Consider the following 16099-nt stretch of genomic DNA (forward strand, 5'->3'; position numbering starts at 1 on the left):
GAAAAGAGAGGACAGTCATGCTCCGCCGACGGCGGGTTGAGCACGCGAAGCGTGATCCCCGACCCCCGGAACCCCACCCGACCGGCGCCACGCCGCCCGTGCTGCCCGTGGACCTCGTGCCCCGGCACATCGCGATAGTGATGGACGGCAACGGGCGTTGGGCCAACCAGCGCGGCCTGTCCCGGGTCGAGGGGCACAAGCGCGGTGAGGCCGTCGTGGTCGAGGCGGCCAAGGGCGCCATCGAGATGGGCGTGAAGTGGCTGTCGCTGTACGCGTTCTCCACCGAGAATTGGAAGCGCAGCCCCGACGAGGTCCGCTTCCTGATGGGCTTCAGCCGCGACGTGATCCACCACCGCACCGACGAGCTGGACGAGCTGGGTGTGCGCGTGCGGTGGGCGGGGCGTCGACCCAGGCTGTGGCGCAGCGTCATCAAGGAGCTGGAGGTCGCCGAGGAGCGCACGAAGGAGAACGACGTGCTGAACCTCGCGATGTGCATCAACTACGGCGGCCGGGCCGAGGTCGGGGACGCGGCGCGGGAGATCGCCCGGCTGGTCGCCGCCGGGAAGATCAACCCGGAGAAGGTGGACGAGCGCACGCTCGCGAAATACATGTACCAGCCCGACATGCCGGACGTTGACCTGTTCATCCGGCCGTCCGGCGAGCAGCGCACGTCGAACTTCCTGCTGTGGCAGTCGGCGTACGCGGAGATGGTGTTCCAGGACATCCTGTGGCCGGATTTCGACCGGCAGGACCTGTGGCGCGCCTGTGAGGCGTACGCCATGCGCGACCGGCGCTTCGGTGGCGCCGTTGACAAGCCCGACGTGGAGGATTCGGAGTGACCGACGAGGACGCCGCGGTGACCGCGGAACTGCTCACCGCGGCCCGTGAGGCGTTGGAGATGTTCCACGAGGTGCACGTCGACGACGACGGGGCGCTGAGCTTCCAGCACGGTGAGGTGCCGTGCGCGGTGCAGGCGATGCGGTTGGCCGAGGGCCTGACCGTGCTCAGCCTGACGTGCGTGGTGGCGTGGGACCTGCCGAAGGACTCCAACCTGGCCGTGTCCGCCGCTGAACGCGCTGGTCAGGGCCTGTTCGGCACGCTTGGTGTGATCAATACCGAGCGGGGGATGGATGTGACGCTGCGCTACGCGTTCCCGGCCGAAGGGCTCAAGCCGGAGCCGTTGAGCACGCTGCTGATGTTGGTCGTGTCCACTGCTTCGCAGCTGCGCAACGAGCTGCTGGCCGGAACCGGGGACGGTGCCTGATGGCTGGTGTGATCGTGTACGAGCCCGATGACGAGACGGACATCGAGGGCCTGCCCTGGGCCGTCACGTTCGAGGCGTCGGCGGGGGAGGAGTGGGCCTCGTTCGTGTGCGGGCCTTACGAGCGGGACGACGCGGTGAAGCTGGCCGAGGAGGTGCTCGCCGCGAGCCGTGGCGTGACGGCCGTGGTGGAGCCGCTGTTGCCGGTGATCGAGGCGGCGGACGTGCTGGCGACCATCGCCGAACTGCGTGAAGAGGACGAGGCGGAGTGACGAGGACGAGTCTGTCCGCGTGACGATCACGCGGCGGAGTGACCCCCGGGTGGTTGCGGGGGCGTGAAGACCCGACGTAGGTCGGTGAGGCGCGGGCGGTGGTTCTGGCATCATCTCGAAAGTGACAATCACTGGCGAGATCCGTGGATCGCGCCCGCGCCGCCCACCGCCGCGTTGGAAGATCACTTCGCTCGAAGTGCTCTGCGTGCTGCTCGTGCTGGCGCTGGTGTTGCAGGACTGGCTGGTCGGCGTGCTGGACGTGGCGGTGCTGCGTACGGCATCCACCGTCTTCGTCGCGATCTGCGTGCAGGCCCTGCCGTTCCTCGTGCTCGGGGTGCTGATCAGCGGCGCGATCGCGGCGTTCATCCCGGCCAGCGCACTGCGCCGGGCGTTGCCGAAGAGAACCGCGTTCGCCGTCCCCGTCGCCGGGATCGCCGGAGTGGCGTTGCCGGGCTGCGAGTGCGCGTCCGTGCCCGTCTCCCGCCGCCTGATGCAGCAGGGCGTCGCACCCGCCGCGGCGCTGACGTTCCTGCTCGCCGCGCCCGCCGTGAACCCGATCGTGCTGGTCTCCACGGCCGTCGCGTTCCCCAACGCGCCGATGATGGTGCCTGCCAGGTTCGTCGGCGCGCTGCTCACCGCCGTGGTCATGGGCTGGCTCTGGACCCGCTTCGGCAAGGCGGAATGGATCGCCGAGCGCGCGCTGCGCCGACTGCCCGACAACGACGGCACGTCGCGCTGGGTCGTCTTCGCCGAGACCGCGCGGCACGACCTGGTCGACGCGGGCGGGTTCCTGGTGCTCGGCGGGGTGTTCGCGGCGGCGTTCAACGTGCTCGTGCCGCAGGCCTGGCTGGAGACGCTCGGCGGCCAGATCGTCCTGGCCGTGATCGTGATGTCGCTGCTGGCCGTGGTGCTGGCGCTGTGCAGCGAGGCCGACGCGTTCGTCGCGGCCTCCATGTCGGCGTTGCCGCTGCTGCCCCGGCTGGTGTTCCTGGTCGTCGGCCCGGCGGTCGACGTCAAGCTCATCGCGTTGCAGGCGGGCGCGTTCGGCAAGTCCTTCGCGCTGCGCTTCGCCCCGGCCACGTTCGTGGTGGCGATCGCGTCGGCCCTGGCGGCGGGAGCGGTGTTCCTGTGAAGCGTGACATCTCGGGAGGCGTGGTCAGCCATGAGGCGTGAGACGCAGAACATCCTGCTGGTGCTGCTCGGCGGCGCCCTGCTGAAACTGGCGTTGACCGGCACCTACCTGCGGTACGTCAAGGAGTCGTTGCAGCCTTGGCTGATCCTCACCGGGGCCGTCATGGTGGTGTTGGCGCTGGTGTCGGTCGTGCGTGACATCCGCGGTGGTGAGGAGCACCCCAGCGGGATCGAGCACGCCGGACACGAGCACGGGACGTCCCGGAGCCCGTGGATGCTGTTGCTGCCGGTCTTCGCGGTGTTCCTGATCAGCCCGCCAGCGCTGGGCGCGGACACGGTCAACCGGTCCGACCGCAACGCCGCGCAGGAGGCCAAGGCGTCGAACGGCTTCGCACCGCTGCCGTCCGACGAGGTCATCCCTCTCACCATCAGCGAGTTCGTCACCCGCACCGCGTGGGACGACTCCGGCTCCCTGGACGACCGCACGGTCAAGCTCACCGGGTTCGTCGTGCGCAAGGACGGCAACGTGTTCGTCGCCCGGCTGACCATCTCGTGCTGCGCCGCGGACGCCTCGCCGGTCAAGGCGAAGATGGTGGGTCAGGACTTCGAAGCGCTGCCCACCGACCAGTGGATCGAGGCCACCGGCCGGGTCGTGCCCGGCTCGGCGACCAAGGAGAGCGCGTTCGTGCCCACGTTCACCGTCTCCGAGGTGGTGCCGATCGCCGCGCCGGAGGACACCTACGAGGGCTGAGGGTTGGGCTACGAGGGTTGGGCCTTCCCGTTCTTCGCCGATCCAGAACCGGCGGCGCACTCGCGGCACGTGCCGAAGATCTCCACGGTGTGGCTGACCTCGACGAACCCGTTCTCCGCCGCGACGCGGTCGGCCCACTTCTCCACCGCCGGGCCCTCGACCTCCACCGTGCGGCCACAGCCCCGGCACACCAGGTGGTGATGGTGGTGCTGGGAGCAGCGCAGGTAGATCGCCTCACCGGAGTCCGTCCGCAGCACGTCCACCTCGCCGGCGTCGGCCAGCGACTGGAGCGTGCGGTAGACCGTGGTCAGGCCGATGCCCTCGCCACGTTTGCGCAGCTCCTCGTGCAGCTCCTGGGCGGATCGGAACTCGCCGAGCGAGTCGAGCAGCTTGGACACGGCGGTGCGCTGCTTGGTCGAACGCAGCCCGGGAACCGCGGTGGTCGGGCGCTCGCTTGTGGTCACATCTCCTCCGTCCGGGGGGTCCGGTCGGTCTGGTTGATACCACGCGGCCCCTCGTCGACATGGGTCACCGCGTCCACCACGATGTGCGAGAGGTGCTCGTCCACGAGTCGGTAGACGACCTCGCGGCCGTGCCGCTCGCCGTGCACCACGCCCGCGGCCTTCAGCACCCGCAGGTGCTGGCTGATCAGCGGCTGGGCCACGCCCAGTGCCTCGACCAGCTCGTGCACGCACCGGTCCGCCTCGCGCAGTTGCAGCACGATCGCGATCCGCACGGGCGCGGCGAGCGCTCGCAGCAGCTCACCGGCGGCGGACAGGGTCCGCGCGGCTTTCCGCGGCGCCGGCGGGGGCACGCGGCGCTCCGGGGAGTGCACGTGTTCGCCCCGCACTCCGACCGTCACGGCGCCTCCCACGTGGTATGGATTTTCACCACCGATACTACGGCGCTAGAGCACGGACACCATGATGAGCACCAGCAGGGCGAGCACGACCATCCTCAGACCGCGTGCGCCCGGTGTCAGCAGGGGCCAGGTGACGGCGAGCATCACCGCCACACCGAGGGCGAGCACGCCGAGCAGCAGTGCGCCGACCGCGCCCTGGAGCCACACGCCCACCCCGAACAGCGCCAGGACCAGCAGGAACACGACCGGCGCCGGCACACGTGCGAGCGGACCGGAGCCGGGGATCAGGGTGCGCTTCGGGTAACGAGCCACCGTGGCATCCTTGCACCGTGCTGCTCGTGTGCCGCTTCACCGTGGCGGAAACCGATTTCGAGGCGTTCACCGGGCGGGTCGACCGGGCGTTGTCGCTGCTCACGGCCCAGGCGGGCTGCCGGCGGGGTCAGCTGTCCAGGTCGACGGACGAGGCGGACCGCTTCGTGCTGACCGTCGAGTTCGACTCGGTGGTGGCGTACCGGCGCGCGATGTCGCCGTTCGACGTGCGCGAACACGTCATCCCGCTGCTGTCCGAGGCGAACACTGACGAACCGGCCGTCTACGAGCCGTTGCTGGTCGCGGCGGACGGCGCGGTTCAGCGTGAGGTGAGCCTGCTGGCACGTGACGCCGGCACCGTCCGCCTGGGTGAGGCCGCCGGCCCGACCACCCCGCGCTGACGGTCGAGGGGTCGCCTGATCGGGGGCCTCGACGGGGACAGGGTCGAGGGGCGCCGGCCGGGGAGGACTACCCTGGCAAGCCCGTTTCCCGTCCCTTTCTGCATCTCCCGATGGAGTGTCCGTGGCAGCCGATCGCATCGAGACCGTCGTCAGCCTGTGCAAGCGTCGCGGGTTCGTGTACCCGTGCGGCGAGATCTACGGCGGCACCAGGTCGGCCTGGGACTACGGTCCGCTCGGTGTCGAGCTGAAGGACAACATCAAGCGCCAGTGGTGGAACTTCATGGTGCGGGGCCGCGAGGACGTCGTCGGCTTGGACTCGTCGGTGATCCTGCCCCGCGAGGTGTGGGCCGCGTCCGGTCACGTGGACGCGTTCGTCGACCCGCTGATCGAGTGCAACTCGTGCCACAAGCGGTTCCGGCAGGACACGCTGGTCGAGGAGTACGCCGAGCGCACCGGCAAGGACGTCGCCGAGAGTGACGTGTCGGACGTGCCGTGCCCGAACTGCGGCACCCGCGGCCAGTACACCGAGCCGAAGATGTTCAACGGGCTGCTCAAGACGTACCTCGGCCCGGTGGAGTCCGACGAGGGCCTGCACTACCTGCGCCCGGAGACCGCGCAGGGCATCTTCACGAACTTCCTGAACGTGCAGACCACGTCGCGTCGCAAGCCGCCGTTCGGCATCGGCCAGATCGGCAAGAGCTTCCGCAACGAGATCACGCCGGGCAACTTCATCTTCCGCACCCGTGAGTTCGAGCAGATGGAGATGGAGTTCTTCGTCGAGCCCGGCACGGACGAGGAATGGCACCAGTACTGGATCGACGAGCGCAGCCGCTGGTACACCGAGCTGGGTATCTCCAAGGAAAACCTGCGGCACTACGAACACCCGAAAGAAAAGCTCTCGCACTACTCGAAGCGCACCGTCGACATCGAGTACCGGTTCCAGTTCGGCGGTCAGGAGTGGGGCGAGCTGGAAGGCATCGCGAACCGCACCGATTTCGACCTGAACACCCACTCGGACCACTCGGGCGTCGACCTGTCGTACTTCGACCAGGCCACCAACTCGCGCTACCGGCCGTTCGTGATCGAACCCGCCGCGGGTGTCGGCAGGCCGATGATGGCGTTCCTGCTGGAGGCGTACACGGAGGACGAGGCGCCGAACGCCAAGGGCGGCGTGGACAAGCGGGTCGTGCTCCGGCTGGACCGCAGGCTCGCGCCGGTGAAGGCCGCCGTGCTGCCGCTGTCGCGCAACGCCGACCTCTCGCCGAAGGCCAAGGACCTGGCCAACGCACTGCGCAAGCACTGGAACATCGAGTTCGACGACGCCGGCGCGATCGGCCGCCGCTACCGCAGGCAGGACGAGATCGGCACGCCGTTCTGCGTGACGGTCGACTTCGACACCCTGACCGACCACGCGGTGACGGTGCGGGAGCGGGACACGATGTCGCAGGAGCGCGTGTCGATGGACCAGCTGGAGGGCTACCTCGCCGCGCGCCTGATCGGCGCCTGACATCCGGTCCTCCGCGGTCAGCCCGCCGAGCGGTGTTCGGACGGGCTGATGCCGCGTTCCCGCTTGAACGCCGTGCTCAACGCGAACGCGGTGCTGTAGCCGACCTGGCGGGCCACCGAGCCCACGGTCGCGGACGGTTCGCGCAGCAGGTCGGCGGCCAGCGTGAGCCGCCAGTCGGTCAGGTAGGCCATCGGCGGTTCGCCGACGAGTTCGGTGAACCGCCGGGCCAACGCCGCCCGCGACACCCCGACCGCGTCCGCCAGCGAACCGACCGTCCACGGACGCGCCGGGTCGCCGTGCAGGAACCGCAACGCCCGCCCCACCACCGGGTCCGCGTGCGCTGTGTACCAACTGGGCGTGTCCGCCTCCGGCCGGCAGAACCACGACCGCAGGACCGAGATGAGCAGCAGGTCGAGCATCCGGTCGAGGACGGCTTCCTGGCCGGGTTCGTCCCGGGTGATCTCCGCCGCCAGCAGCGGCACGAGGGGCAGTTCGGCGCGCGGCACCACGAGGAACGGCGGCAGCACCGACAACAGCCGTCGGCTCACCTCGCCGTCCAGCTGGTAGGTGCCGCTGAGCATCACGACCGCGCCGTCGGGGTTGGCGCCCCACGTCCGCACACCCAGGCCCCACTGGTCGCAGAGCGCGGCGCCGTCCGGCGTGGTGCTGATCTCGCCGGGGTGGATCACCGCCTGCACGGGCGTGGCCGGGTCGTCCGCCAACGTGTACGGCTCGGGCCCGCGCAGCACCGCCACGTCACCGGCACGCAGCGGCACGGGAACGCCGTCACCGGCCACCAGACACCCGTCACCGCGCACCAACGCCACCACGCTCAGCGGCGCACGGTCCTCGATGCGGATCGAGTACGGCGGGTCGAGGACGGTCCGCATCAGGAACGCGCCCCGGGCGCGCGGCCCGTCCAACAGCCCGGCGAGTGCATCCACGATCCCCAGCCTAGAGACGCCCGCGTATGGATTCGAGCGTTCAGGCCATGGAAAGTCCACAGCCCGTCGACTTGACTGGTCGCATGTTCCCCACGGTGACGATCATCGCGGCCCTCGGCTGCGGGATGATGGCAGGAGTCTTCTTCGCGTTCTCCGCGATGGTCATGCCCGGTCTGCGACGGGCCGAGCCGGCGGTGGGCATCGCGGCGATGCGGGCGATCAACCTCGCCGTGGTGAACCCGGCGTTCATCGGAACGTTCGTCGGCACGGCGGTCGTAGGCGTCGTCGCCGCGTTCGAGGGCGACCCATGGGCATGGGCCGGCGCGGCCCTCTACCTACTCGGCGGAATCGTCCTGACCGGCGCATTCCACATTCCGCGCAACAACGAGCTGGAACGCCGGCCCACCCCCGAATACTGGACCCGCTACCTCCGCGAGTGGACCCCCCTGAACCACGTCCGCGCGCTCGCCTCGCTAGCGGCTGCCGCGTCGTTCATCCTGGCGGCCCTCGACTAGCTGTACTGCCCTGGGAGGTAGTGGGCGGTCCGAGGTGCACCGGGTGCTGCGCCGCTTGCGCCTGGCCCGGCTGGCGCACCTGGACCGGGGCACCCACCAGCGTCTTCGCACCCCACAACGGTCCGTCTCACAACCGCCGGATGTCGAGCGATTCCTCCTGTGCGGTTCCTGACGACTCGTCGCGGCGGACGATGTAGGCGCCGCCGGAAGGCCGCTCGGACACCGCTTCCACGAGTGAAGTGCCGTGGTAGACGAGCCCGGCGCCGTCGTCGGTGCAGTGGGTCACCGGCAGCGCGCCCGACGCGACCGCCTCGTGGATGGTCGGCCTGCGCGCCGCCTCCGAGTCGTAGTGGACCCCGCAGCCATAGGGCAGAAAGCCCAGACCGTTCGTGATCACCCGCAGTTCCGGCCCGAACGAGTCCGTCGAACCGCCCAGGTACCAGCAGATCGACCCGGCCGACACACCGCCGAGCACCACGCCGCTCTCCCACGCCGTGCGCAGAGCGGACCCGAGTTCGTGCACCGCCCACACCGCGAGCAGGTTCGCCACCGAACCTCCGCCGACCCACACCACGTCGTGCTCGCCGACCCAGCCGGTCAGATCCGTCGAAGGCGGCATGGTGAACAGGTTCAGGTGCGACACCTCCCAACCCGCCAGCTGACCCGCTTCGGACAGGTTCGCGTTGAACCACCGCTGGTCGCCCGAGGCCGTGCCGACGTGGCACAACCGGGGCTTGCGGCCCTGCACGCCGGACAGGTCGACGGCGTGGTGGACGAGTCGGTGGAACTCCAGTGGTGTCCGGTGCCCGGCGCGGAAACCACCTGAGGTCGCCACGATCGTCGGCTGGTCTGCTGCCATGCGTCCGATCCTGACACCCCTGTCCCCCGACCGGGTGTGGAATCATTCCCCGCCGTGACGTTCCTGCCGAGACTCCGACGGCTCGTGACTCGAACTGTGCTCGGTGGCCTCGTGATCGGGTTGCTCGTCGTCGGCGGCACGGCTTTCCGCGTGTGGCAGGTGGCCCGCGAGGACGACAGGACGCACGCCGACATGGCGGTGGTCCTCGGCGCGGCCCAGTACAACGGCGTGCCGTCGGAGGTGCTGGAGGCACGGCTGGAGCACGCGCGCCGGCTCTACGAGCAGGGCGTGGTCAGCTACATCGCCACCACCGGCGGCAGACAGCCGGGCGACAACTTCACCGAGGGCGAGGCCGGCCGGATGTGGTTGGAGGCGCACGACGTGCCCGCGGACCACATCCTCGAAGTCGGCGAGGGCACCGACACGCTGGGCAGCATCCGGGCGCTCGCCGCCGCCGCCCGCGCCAAGTCCCTCACCACCGCCGTGATCGTCAGCGACCCGTGGCACTCCCTGCGGGCCCGCACGATGGCCGAGGACGAGGGCCTGTCCGCGTGGACGTCGCCGACCCGCAGCGGGCCGAACGTGCAGACCCGCGAGACCCAGCTGTTCTACATCCGCCGCGAGACCGGCGCGCTGCTCTACTACCACCTGATGAAGGCCCCGGCCGGCGCCTTCGACGGCATCCTGCTCTGAGCACTTACCCTGGGCCGATGAGGCCGGGCACATGATCCAGGGCTACACCGGACACGACTCCGCGAGGCTGCTCCCAGAGCCGCCCAAGGGAGCGGTGCTGCCCGGTGCGCGCACGGAGCGGCGCACGCCGTTCTCCCGGGACCGGGCCCGGGTGCTGCACTCGGCGGCGTTGCGCAGGCTGGCGGGCAAGACCCAGGTCGTCGGCCCCAACGAGGGCGCCGAGGTGACGGGTGTGCCGCGCACCCGGCTCACCCACTCGCTGGAAGTCGCCCAGATCGGCCGTGGCATCGGCGAGGAGCTGGGCTGCGATCCGGACCTGGTCGACACGGCCGGTCTCGCCCACGACATCGGGCACCCGCCGTTCGGGCACAACGGGGAACGCGCGCTGAACGAGTTGGCCGGCTCGTGCGGCGGCTTCGAGGGCAACGCCCAGACCCTGCGCATCCTGACCCGCCTGGAGCCGAAGACCGCCAACGGCCTCAACCTGACCCGCGCGTGCCTCGACGCGGCCACCAAGTACCCGTGGACCCGCCGCCCCGGCATGGTCAAGTTCGGCGCCTACGACGATGACCTGGACGTGTTCACCTGGCTGCGTGACGGCGCTCCGGACCGTAAGCGCTGCCTGGAGGCCCAGGTCATGGACTGGGCGGACGACGTCGCCTACTCCGTGCACGACGTCGAGGACGGCGTGCTCGCGCACCGGATCCACCTGTCCGCGCTCGGCGACCCGGCGGAACGGGCGGCCATCGCGGGCCTCGCCGCCAAGCACTTCTCCGACGAGCCCGCGTCCACGCTCGAAGCCACCGCCGCCGAACTGCTCGAACTGCCCGTCATCGCCGAACTCGCGGAGTACGACGGCTCGCTGCGCGCCCAGGTCGCGTTGAAACGGCTCACCAGCGAGCTGGTCGGCCGGTTCGCGTCGGCCGCCGTCGGAGCCACCCGCGAGGTGCACGGCGACGGTCCGCTGAGCCGCTACCGGGCCGACCTGGTCGTGCCGCCCCAGGTCGCGGCCGAGGTGGCGCTGCTGAAGGCCGTCGCGGTGCGGTACGTCATGAGCGACCCGTCCCGGCTTGCCATGCAGGCCCTGCAACGGGAACTGGTCGCCGAGCTGGTCCACCTCCTGCTCGAACGCGCGCCGGACACGCTCGACCCCGCGTTCCACCCGGCGTGGGCCGCCGCCGGCACGGACGCGGAACGGCTGCGCGTCGTGGTGGACCAGGTCGCCTCGCTGACCGACGCCCAGGCCGTCGCGTGGCGGCGTGCGCTGGCGAACGGAACCCCCGGACGCCTGTGACCGGTGGCACACTCGAAGTCATGGGCGATGAGATGACACGACCGCCCGGCCGTCGGTGGCCGTGGCGCAGGCCGAGCCGCGAACCGGTGCACGTCGGCCGTGAGCTGCCATACGAAGACGGGTGGGACGACGAGCCCGGTGACGGTTCCGCCGGTGTGCGCGAACCACGCCACCCCCGGCCGCTCGGACCCACGAGCGGCGCGGGCGAACGTCCGATCCCGGACGAGCCCATCGCGGTAAAGGAGAGCCAGTGCCTGATCGAGCGCACCTGACGTTCGCCCTCACCCTGCACGACGCCGTCGCGCCCGATCGCACGCGCAACGCCTGCTGGTCGCCGTACTCGGTGGCCAGCGCCCTCGGCATGACCGCGCAGGCGGCGCGGGGCGAGACCGAGGCCGAGCTGGTCGCATTGCTCGGCACGGACCACGACAAGGTGATCAAAGGCGCGGTGGTCGGGGACGACGCCGTGTTCGCCGTCGCCAACACGCTGTGGGCGTCGGACGCGCTGCCGCTGAACGAGGGCTTCCTCACCGACCTGGCCGGGTGGCCGGGCGCGAAGGCGCGTTCCGCGCCGTTCGTCGAGGACCCGGAGGGCGCACGCAAGATCATCAACGAAGACGTCGCCGAGACGACGAACCAGCTGATCCCGGAGCTGCTGGGTGCCGGCTCGATCACGGTGGAAACGGTCGCGACCCTGGTCAACGCGCTGTACCTGAAGTGCGCCTGGACCGAGGAGTTCCCCGAGCACGACACCGCCGACCTGCCGTTCCGGGGCGCCGGGAACGTCCCGACCATGCGCCGTGAAGGAAACATGCGGTACGCGCGGCGTGCCGGGTGGGAGGCCGTGGCGCTGCCCGCACGCGGCGGTGTCGAGGCTGTCGTGCTGCTGCCCGAAGGCGACCTCGGCGGCACGGAAGGCGTGCCCGAGGTGCTGGAGGCGCTGGACCGGGACCGGATCGAACTGTTCCTGCCCAAGCTGGACCTGTCCGTGAACGCCTCGCTCGGCGACGCGTTGCGGCAGGTCGGCGTGCGCACCATGTTCACCGGCGAGGCCGACCTCACCGGGCTCAGCCCCGACCCCCGGCTCCGGGTGGACGACGTGATCCACGAGGCCGTGTTGAGGCTGGACGAGCAGGGCTTCGAGGGTGCGGCGGCGACCGCCGTGCTGATGCGGATGACGTCGTTCGTCCCGGCCGAGCCCGCCCGGACGGTCCGCGTCGACCGGCCGTACCTGCTGCTCGTCCGGCACGGGGAGACGGGCGCGATCTTCTTCTTCGCCCAGGTGGTCAAGCCGTAGAGCCGCAGCTGTCACGTCTGGGGCGCCCTCCTCGTCCACCGGGTGAAGACCCGAAACGAGGAGGGGACATGCCCAGGATCCCGGGCGTCACGACCAAGCAGGCCAACCCGCTGGTGAAGTTCGCCTACCGGTTCGCCAGGAAGCGGTTCGGCGCGGTGCCCGAGCCGTTCACCGTGATGGCGCACCACCAGAAGCTGTTCGTCGCGAGCGCGCGGCACGAGATGGCGGTGGAGAAGGCCGCCAAGACGCTGCCGGTGTCGCTGCGGGAGCTGGTGGTCTACCTGACCGCGGTGAAGCTCGGCTGCTCGTGGTGCGTCGACTTCGGCACCATGCTGATCAAGCACGAGGGCCTGGACATCGACCGGCTCAAGGAGATCCACGACTACCGGAACTCGGACAAGTACACCGAGCTGGAGAAGCTGGCCCTCGCCTACGCCGACGCGATGACCGAGACGCCCACCGCCGTCACCGACGAGCAGGTCGCCGAACTCGACCGGCGGCTGGGCCACAAGGGGCTGGTCGAGCTGACGTACCTGATCGCGCTGGAGAACCAGCGGGGCCGGTTCAACTCGGCGTTCGGCATCACCGACCAGGGCTTCACCTCGGGTGACGCCTGCCGGGTGCCGATGCCCTGAGGGCTCTACGCGGTACTGAGGCTCTACGCGGGGAACGGCACGTGGCCGAGCTTGTCCGGGTTCGACATGTCGTACACGCCGGTCACGAGGCCGTCCCGCACCGCGAACGCGCTCACCCGCGCCGTGAGGTCGCCCTGCGACGGGAACAGCAAACCCAGGTCGCCGTTGACCAGCACCGGCAGCCCGTCCATCTTGCCGCCGTACTTGCGCAGCAGGCCGAGCAGGAAGCGCGCCACCTTCTCCTGGCCGCTGACCACGTTGATCGCCGTCTTCGCCTTGCCGCCGCCGTCGCCGACGAGCACCACGTCCGGGTGCAGCAGGCCGATCACCGCGTTGACGTCGCCGGTGGCCATGGCCTGGAGGAACCGCTCCAGCATCTCCCGCTGCTCGTCCAACGCCACCCGCGGCGGCGGGTCGGCGTCGGCCGCCGCCTTGCGACCCCGTGAGGCGTGCTGACGGGCCGTGGCGACCGTGCAGCCCAACGCGTCGGCGATCTCCGCGAACGGCACGCTGAACGCGTCGTGCAGCACGAACGCCACCCGCTGCTCGGGCGTGAGCCGGTCCAGCACCACCAGCGCCGCCATCCGAACGCCGTCGTCGCGCACCACCGCGTCCAACGGGTCGTCCTCGCCCGATGTGACCAACGGCTCAGGCAGCCACTGGCCGACGTACCGCTCCCGCCGCACCGCCGCCGACCGCAGCCGGTCCAGGCAGATCCGCCCCACCACCGTGGTCAGCCAGCCGCGCAGGTCGCGGATCCCCGCTCGCGCCTCCTCGGTCAGGCCGGCCAGCCGCAGCCACGCCTCCTGCACCGCGTCCTCGGCGTCCGCCACGCTGCCGGTGATCCGGTAGGCCACGCCGACCAGGTGCGAGCGGTGGCCGGTGAAGGTCGAAGCCAGGGTCTGCTCGGCTGCGGTCACGAGCACCAGTCTGCCAGCACTAGACTCACCCGAGTGGCAGGACGCATCCGGGACAGCGACATCGCGTTGGTGCGTGACCGGAGCCGGATCGACGAAGTCGTGGGCGACCACGTCTCCCTGCGCTCGGCCGGCGGCGGCGCGCTGAAAGGCCTGTGCCCGTTCCACGACGAGAAGACGCCGTCGTTCAACGTCCGGCCCTCGCACGGCACGTTCCACTGCTTCGGCTGCGGCGAGGGCGGCGACGTCATCGCGTTCGTGACGAAGATCGAGCACCTCGGTTTCGTGGAGGCCGTCGAGCGTCTGGCCGACCGGGCCGGCATCCAGCTGACGTACGAGGGCGGCGGCACGACCGTCCAGCGCGACCGCGGCACCCGCAGCAGGCTCATCGAGGCGCACCGGGTCGCCGCCGAGTTCTACGCCGAGCAGCTTGCGACACCCGAGGCGTTGGCCGCGCGGGAGTTCCTCGCGGAACGCGGGTTCGACGAGGCCGCGGCCCGGACGTTCGGCTGCGGTTTCGCGCCCGCCGGCTGGGACAAGCTCACCAAGCACCTGCTCGGGCGCGGGTTCGAGCTGACCGAGCTGATCAAGGCCCAGCTGGTCAAGGAAGGCAGGCAGGGGCCGATCGACCGGTTCCACCGCCGGCTGCTGTGGCCGATCCGGGACATGGGCGGCGAGGTGGTCGGGTTCGGCGCGCGCCGGATCTTCGAGGACGACCAGATCCAGGCCAAGTACCTCAACACCAGCGAGAGCGTGATCTACAAGAAGTCCCAGGTGCTGTTCGGGCTGGACCTGGCCAAGCGGGAGATCGCCAAGCGCCGGCAGGCCGTGGTGGTCGAGGGCTACACCGATGTGATGGCGATGCACTTGGCGGGCGTGCCGACGGCGGTCGCGTCCTGCGGCACGGCGTTCGGCGCCGACCACATGAACGTGCTGCGCCGGCTGCTGATCGACGACTCGGTCAACGGCGAGGTGATCTTCACGTTCGACGGCGACGCGGCGGGGCAGAAGGCGGCGCTGAAGGCGTTCGAGGGTGAGCAGGCGTTCTCCGCGCAGACGTACATCGCGATCGCGCCGGACGGCATGGACCCGTGCGAGCTGCGCCAGGCCAAGGGCGACGTGGCGGTGCGCGACCTGGTGGCCCGGCGGACGCCGCTGTTCGAGTTCGCCATCAAGACCCGGCTGAAGGACTACGACCTGGACTCGGTGGACGGCCGGGCCGAGGCGTTGAAGACGATGGTGCCGTTCGTGGCGCAGATCAAGGACCGCGCCAAGCGGGACGGGTACGCGACGCGGCTGGCGTGGTGGGTCGGCTGGGAGGACGAGTCGGCCGTGGTCCGCCGGGTGCGCGAGACGGCGACCGGCCGTGCGCCCGCGCGTCGTGCCCAGCAGCCGGTGGACCCGAACCAGGGCGCGCTGGCGGTGGAGGTGGACGGTCCGACGCGTCCCGACCCGCGTGATCCGGCGTTGTGGGCGCAGCGGGAGGCGTTGAAGGCGGCGTTGCAGCTGCCGGAGATGGCCGGGCCGTACTACGACTCGTTGCCCGACGAGGCCTTCACCCACCCCGCGTACCTGGCGTTGCACCAGGCGATTCGGGAGGCGGGCGGCGCGTCGTCCGGGCTGTCGGGTCCGGCGTTCCTGGACGCGGTGTCGCAGGCGTGCCGGTACCAGGCGGTGCGGTCGGTGCTGACCGAGCTGTCCGTGGAGGCGTTGCGGGTCAAGGCGGACGACCAGTACCGGTACGTGCAGGGCGTGCTGGCGCGGTTGCAGCAGATCCTGGTGTCGGGGCAGATCACCGAGATCAAGTCGCGGTTGCGGCGGGTGTCGCCGGTGGAGGAGCCCGACGAGTACCGGGCCCTGTTCGGCGACCTCATCGCGCTGGAGGACTACCACAAGGCGTTGGGTCAACAGGCGGCGGGCGGACTGTGAGGAAACTGTTCCGGAAGGTGTTCGGCTCGGGTGCGCCCGAGGGGTTCAGCGGTGCTTTGGAGCGCGACGAGCACGTGCTGGCGTCGGCCGGGGTCGGGTCGGAATGGCTCGTGGCGACGACGTGCGGGCTGTGGCTGCCGGGTCCGCGCCGCGTCGGCTGGCACCTGATCAGCAAGGCCTCGTGGAGCGGGACCGCGTTGTCGGTGATCGAGTCGGTCGAGGACGGCACGGCCGGGGAGGCCGTGATCCTGCGCGACCTCGCGCCGCAGCGGTTCTCGTTGGAGACGCCGGGCAAGGTGCCGGAGGTCGTGCACGCGCGGGTGACGGCGTCGATCAAGTCGCGGGACCACAACGAGACCGTGGGGGCGTGGTTCGTCCAGCGCAAGGTGACCGGGCGGGACGGCGTCGTGTTGCAGGTGCGGCCGGATCCGGGCGCCGATGTGGAGCGGGTCCGGGAGGTCGCGGCCACGGTGGCGGCGAGGATCTCGAAGCTCCGCCCCGACTACTGAGCGCTCGTCGGCA

General features: G+C 70.6%; 21 protein-coding genes. 15 read left to right on the forward strand and 6 right to left on the reverse strand.

Annotation, left to right across the window (positions count from 1 at the left end):
* Positions 1 to 17: 17 nt before the first annotated feature.
* The 5 genes from F4560_RS40125 to F4560_RS40145 all read left to right on the forward strand — a co-directional run bounded on the left by F4560_RS40125 (position 18) and on the right by F4560_RS40145 (position 3415).
* Positions 18 to 839, forward strand: coding sequence for an isoprenyl transferase (locus F4560_RS40125; protein ID WP_184928250.1), 822 nt, complete (start codon positions 18 to 20; stop codon positions 837 to 839).
* The gene (locus tag F4560_RS40130; RefSeq protein ID WP_312869766.1) at positions 836 to 1264 is read left to right on the forward strand and encodes a YbjN domain-containing protein; all 429 of its coding nucleotides are present in this window, start codon (positions 836 to 838) and stop codon (positions 1262 to 1264) included. The genes F4560_RS40125 and F4560_RS40130 overlap by 4 nt, the downstream gene beginning before the upstream one ends.
* Positions 1264 to 1533: a hypothetical protein gene (locus F4560_RS40135; RefSeq protein WP_184928251.1), complete on the forward strand. Its 270-nt coding sequence runs from the start codon at positions 1264 to 1266 to the stop codon at positions 1531 to 1533. Before F4560_RS40130 ends, F4560_RS40135 begins: the two co-directional genes overlap by 1 nt.
* 121 nt (positions 1534 to 1654) lie before the next feature.
* On the forward strand, positions 1655 to 2665 hold the full coding sequence (locus F4560_RS40140) for a permease (protein ID WP_184928252.1): 1011 nt from the start codon (positions 1655 to 1657) through the stop codon (positions 2663 to 2665).
* Between the two features lie 30 nt (positions 2666 to 2695).
* Positions 2696 to 3415 (forward strand): TIGR03943 family putative permease subunit, encoded by a 720-nt coding sequence (locus tag F4560_RS40145; RefSeq protein ID WP_184928253.1) that lies wholly within the window; start codon positions 2696 to 2698, stop codon positions 3413 to 3415.
* An 8-nt stretch (positions 3416 to 3423) separates the two neighbouring features.
* Here F4560_RS40145 and F4560_RS40150 read toward each other — a convergent pair whose 3' ends face one another.
* Genes F4560_RS40150 through F4560_RS40160 form a run of 3 tightly spaced genes read right to left on the reverse strand, consistent with a single transcriptional unit; the run spans position 3424 to position 4589 of the window.
* Entirely contained in the window at positions 3424 to 3879 is a 456-nt protein-coding gene (locus F4560_RS40150; protein ID WP_184928254.1) for a Fur family transcriptional regulator, read from the reverse strand.
* Complete coding sequence (locus F4560_RS40155) at positions 3876 to 4277, reverse strand: ArsR/SmtB family transcription factor (RefSeq protein WP_184928255.1); 402 nt, start codon at positions 4275 to 4277, stop codon at positions 3876 to 3878. The genes F4560_RS40150 and F4560_RS40155 overlap by 4 nt, the downstream gene beginning before the upstream one ends.
* 45 nt (positions 4278 to 4322) lie before the next feature.
* Positions 4323 to 4589 (reverse strand): hypothetical protein, encoded by a 267-nt coding sequence (locus tag F4560_RS40160; RefSeq protein WP_312869767.1) that lies wholly within the window; start codon positions 4587 to 4589, stop codon positions 4323 to 4325.
* Between the two features lie 17 nt (positions 4590 to 4606).
* On the opposite strand from F4560_RS40160, the gene F4560_RS40165 reads away from it, so the two are divergent.
* Entirely contained in the window at positions 4607 to 4987 is a 381-nt protein-coding gene (locus tag F4560_RS40165) for an antibiotic biosynthesis monooxygenase (RefSeq protein ID WP_184928256.1), read from the forward strand.
* Between the two features lie 121 nt (positions 4988 to 5108).
* A complete protein-coding gene (locus tag F4560_RS40170; RefSeq protein WP_184928257.1) occupies positions 5109 to 6494 on the forward strand; it encodes a glycine--tRNA ligase in 1386 nt (461 codons plus the stop codon).
* Positions 6495 to 6511: 17 nt separating this feature from the next.
* On the opposite strand, the gene F4560_RS40175 is transcribed toward F4560_RS40170, so the two are convergent.
* The gene (locus F4560_RS40175; protein ID WP_184928258.1) at positions 6512 to 7438 is read right to left on the reverse strand and encodes an AraC family transcriptional regulator; all 927 of its coding nucleotides are present in this window, start codon (positions 7436 to 7438) and stop codon (positions 6512 to 6514) included.
* 95 nt (positions 7439 to 7533) lie between these two features.
* Between F4560_RS40175 and F4560_RS40180 the strand changes: the two genes are divergently transcribed.
* Positions 7534 to 7953, forward strand: a complete 420-nt coding sequence (locus tag F4560_RS40180) for an anthrone oxygenase family protein (RefSeq protein ID WP_312869769.1) — start codon at positions 7534 to 7536, stop codon at positions 7951 to 7953.
* Between the two features lie 127 nt (positions 7954 to 8080).
* Here the strand turns inward: F4560_RS40180 and F4560_RS40185 are convergent, their stop codons facing one another.
* Positions 8081 to 8812: a Type 1 glutamine amidotransferase-like domain-containing protein gene (locus F4560_RS40185; RefSeq protein ID WP_184928260.1), complete on the reverse strand. Its 732-nt coding sequence runs from the start codon at positions 8810 to 8812 to the stop codon at positions 8081 to 8083.
* Positions 8813 to 8896: 84 nt separating this feature from the next.
* Between F4560_RS40185 and F4560_RS40190 the strand changes: the two genes are divergently transcribed.
* The 5 genes from F4560_RS40190 (at position 8897) to F4560_RS40210 (ending at position 12731) form a co-directional block, all read left to right on the forward strand.
* Positions 8897 to 9505, forward strand: coding sequence for a YdcF family protein (locus F4560_RS40190; protein ID WP_312869770.1), 609 nt, complete (start codon positions 8897 to 8899; stop codon positions 9503 to 9505).
* Between the two features lie 31 nt (positions 9506 to 9536).
* Entirely contained in the window at positions 9537 to 10799 is a 1263-nt protein-coding gene (locus F4560_RS40195) for a deoxyguanosinetriphosphate triphosphohydrolase (RefSeq protein WP_184928262.1), read from the forward strand.
* Positions 10800 to 10819: 20 nt separating this feature from the next.
* Positions 10820 to 11071 (forward strand): hypothetical protein, encoded by a 252-nt coding sequence (locus tag F4560_RS40200; protein WP_184928263.1) that lies wholly within the window; start codon positions 10820 to 10822, stop codon positions 11069 to 11071.
* On the forward strand, positions 11050 to 12096 hold the full coding sequence (locus F4560_RS40205; RefSeq protein ID WP_184928264.1) for a serpin family protein: 1047 nt from the start codon (positions 11050 to 11052) through the stop codon (positions 12094 to 12096). The genes F4560_RS40200 and F4560_RS40205 overlap by 22 nt, the downstream gene beginning before the upstream one ends.
* A gap of 68 nt (positions 12097 to 12164) precedes the next feature.
* Positions 12165 to 12731, forward strand: a complete 567-nt coding sequence (locus F4560_RS40210; protein WP_184928265.1) for a carboxymuconolactone decarboxylase family protein — start codon at positions 12165 to 12167, stop codon at positions 12729 to 12731.
* 23 nt (positions 12732 to 12754) lie between these two features.
* On the opposite strand, the gene F4560_RS40215 is transcribed toward F4560_RS40210, so the two are convergent.
* Positions 12755 to 13657, reverse strand: coding sequence for a sigma-70 family RNA polymerase sigma factor (locus tag F4560_RS40215; protein WP_376775395.1), 903 nt, complete (start codon positions 13655 to 13657; stop codon positions 12755 to 12757).
* A gap of 27 nt (positions 13658 to 13684) precedes the next feature.
* Here F4560_RS40215 and dnaG point away from each other — a divergent pair, with 27 nt between their 5' ends.
* The gene (dnaG, locus tag F4560_RS40220) at positions 13685 to 15577 is read left to right on the forward strand and encodes a DNA primase (protein WP_184928267.1); all 1893 of its coding nucleotides are present in this window, start codon (positions 13685 to 13687) and stop codon (positions 15575 to 15577) included.
* Positions 15574 to 16086 (forward strand): hypothetical protein, encoded by a 513-nt coding sequence (locus F4560_RS40225; RefSeq protein ID WP_312869771.1) that lies wholly within the window; start codon positions 15574 to 15576, stop codon positions 16084 to 16086. The genes dnaG and F4560_RS40225 overlap by 4 nt, the downstream gene beginning before the upstream one ends.
* Positions 16087 to 16099: the final 13 nt, after the last annotated feature.

The sequence above is a fragment of the Saccharothrix ecbatanensis genome (genome assembly GCF_014205015.1).
Classification (GTDB): domain Bacteria; phylum Actinomycetota; class Actinomycetes; order Mycobacteriales; family Pseudonocardiaceae; genus Actinosynnema; species Actinosynnema ecbatanense.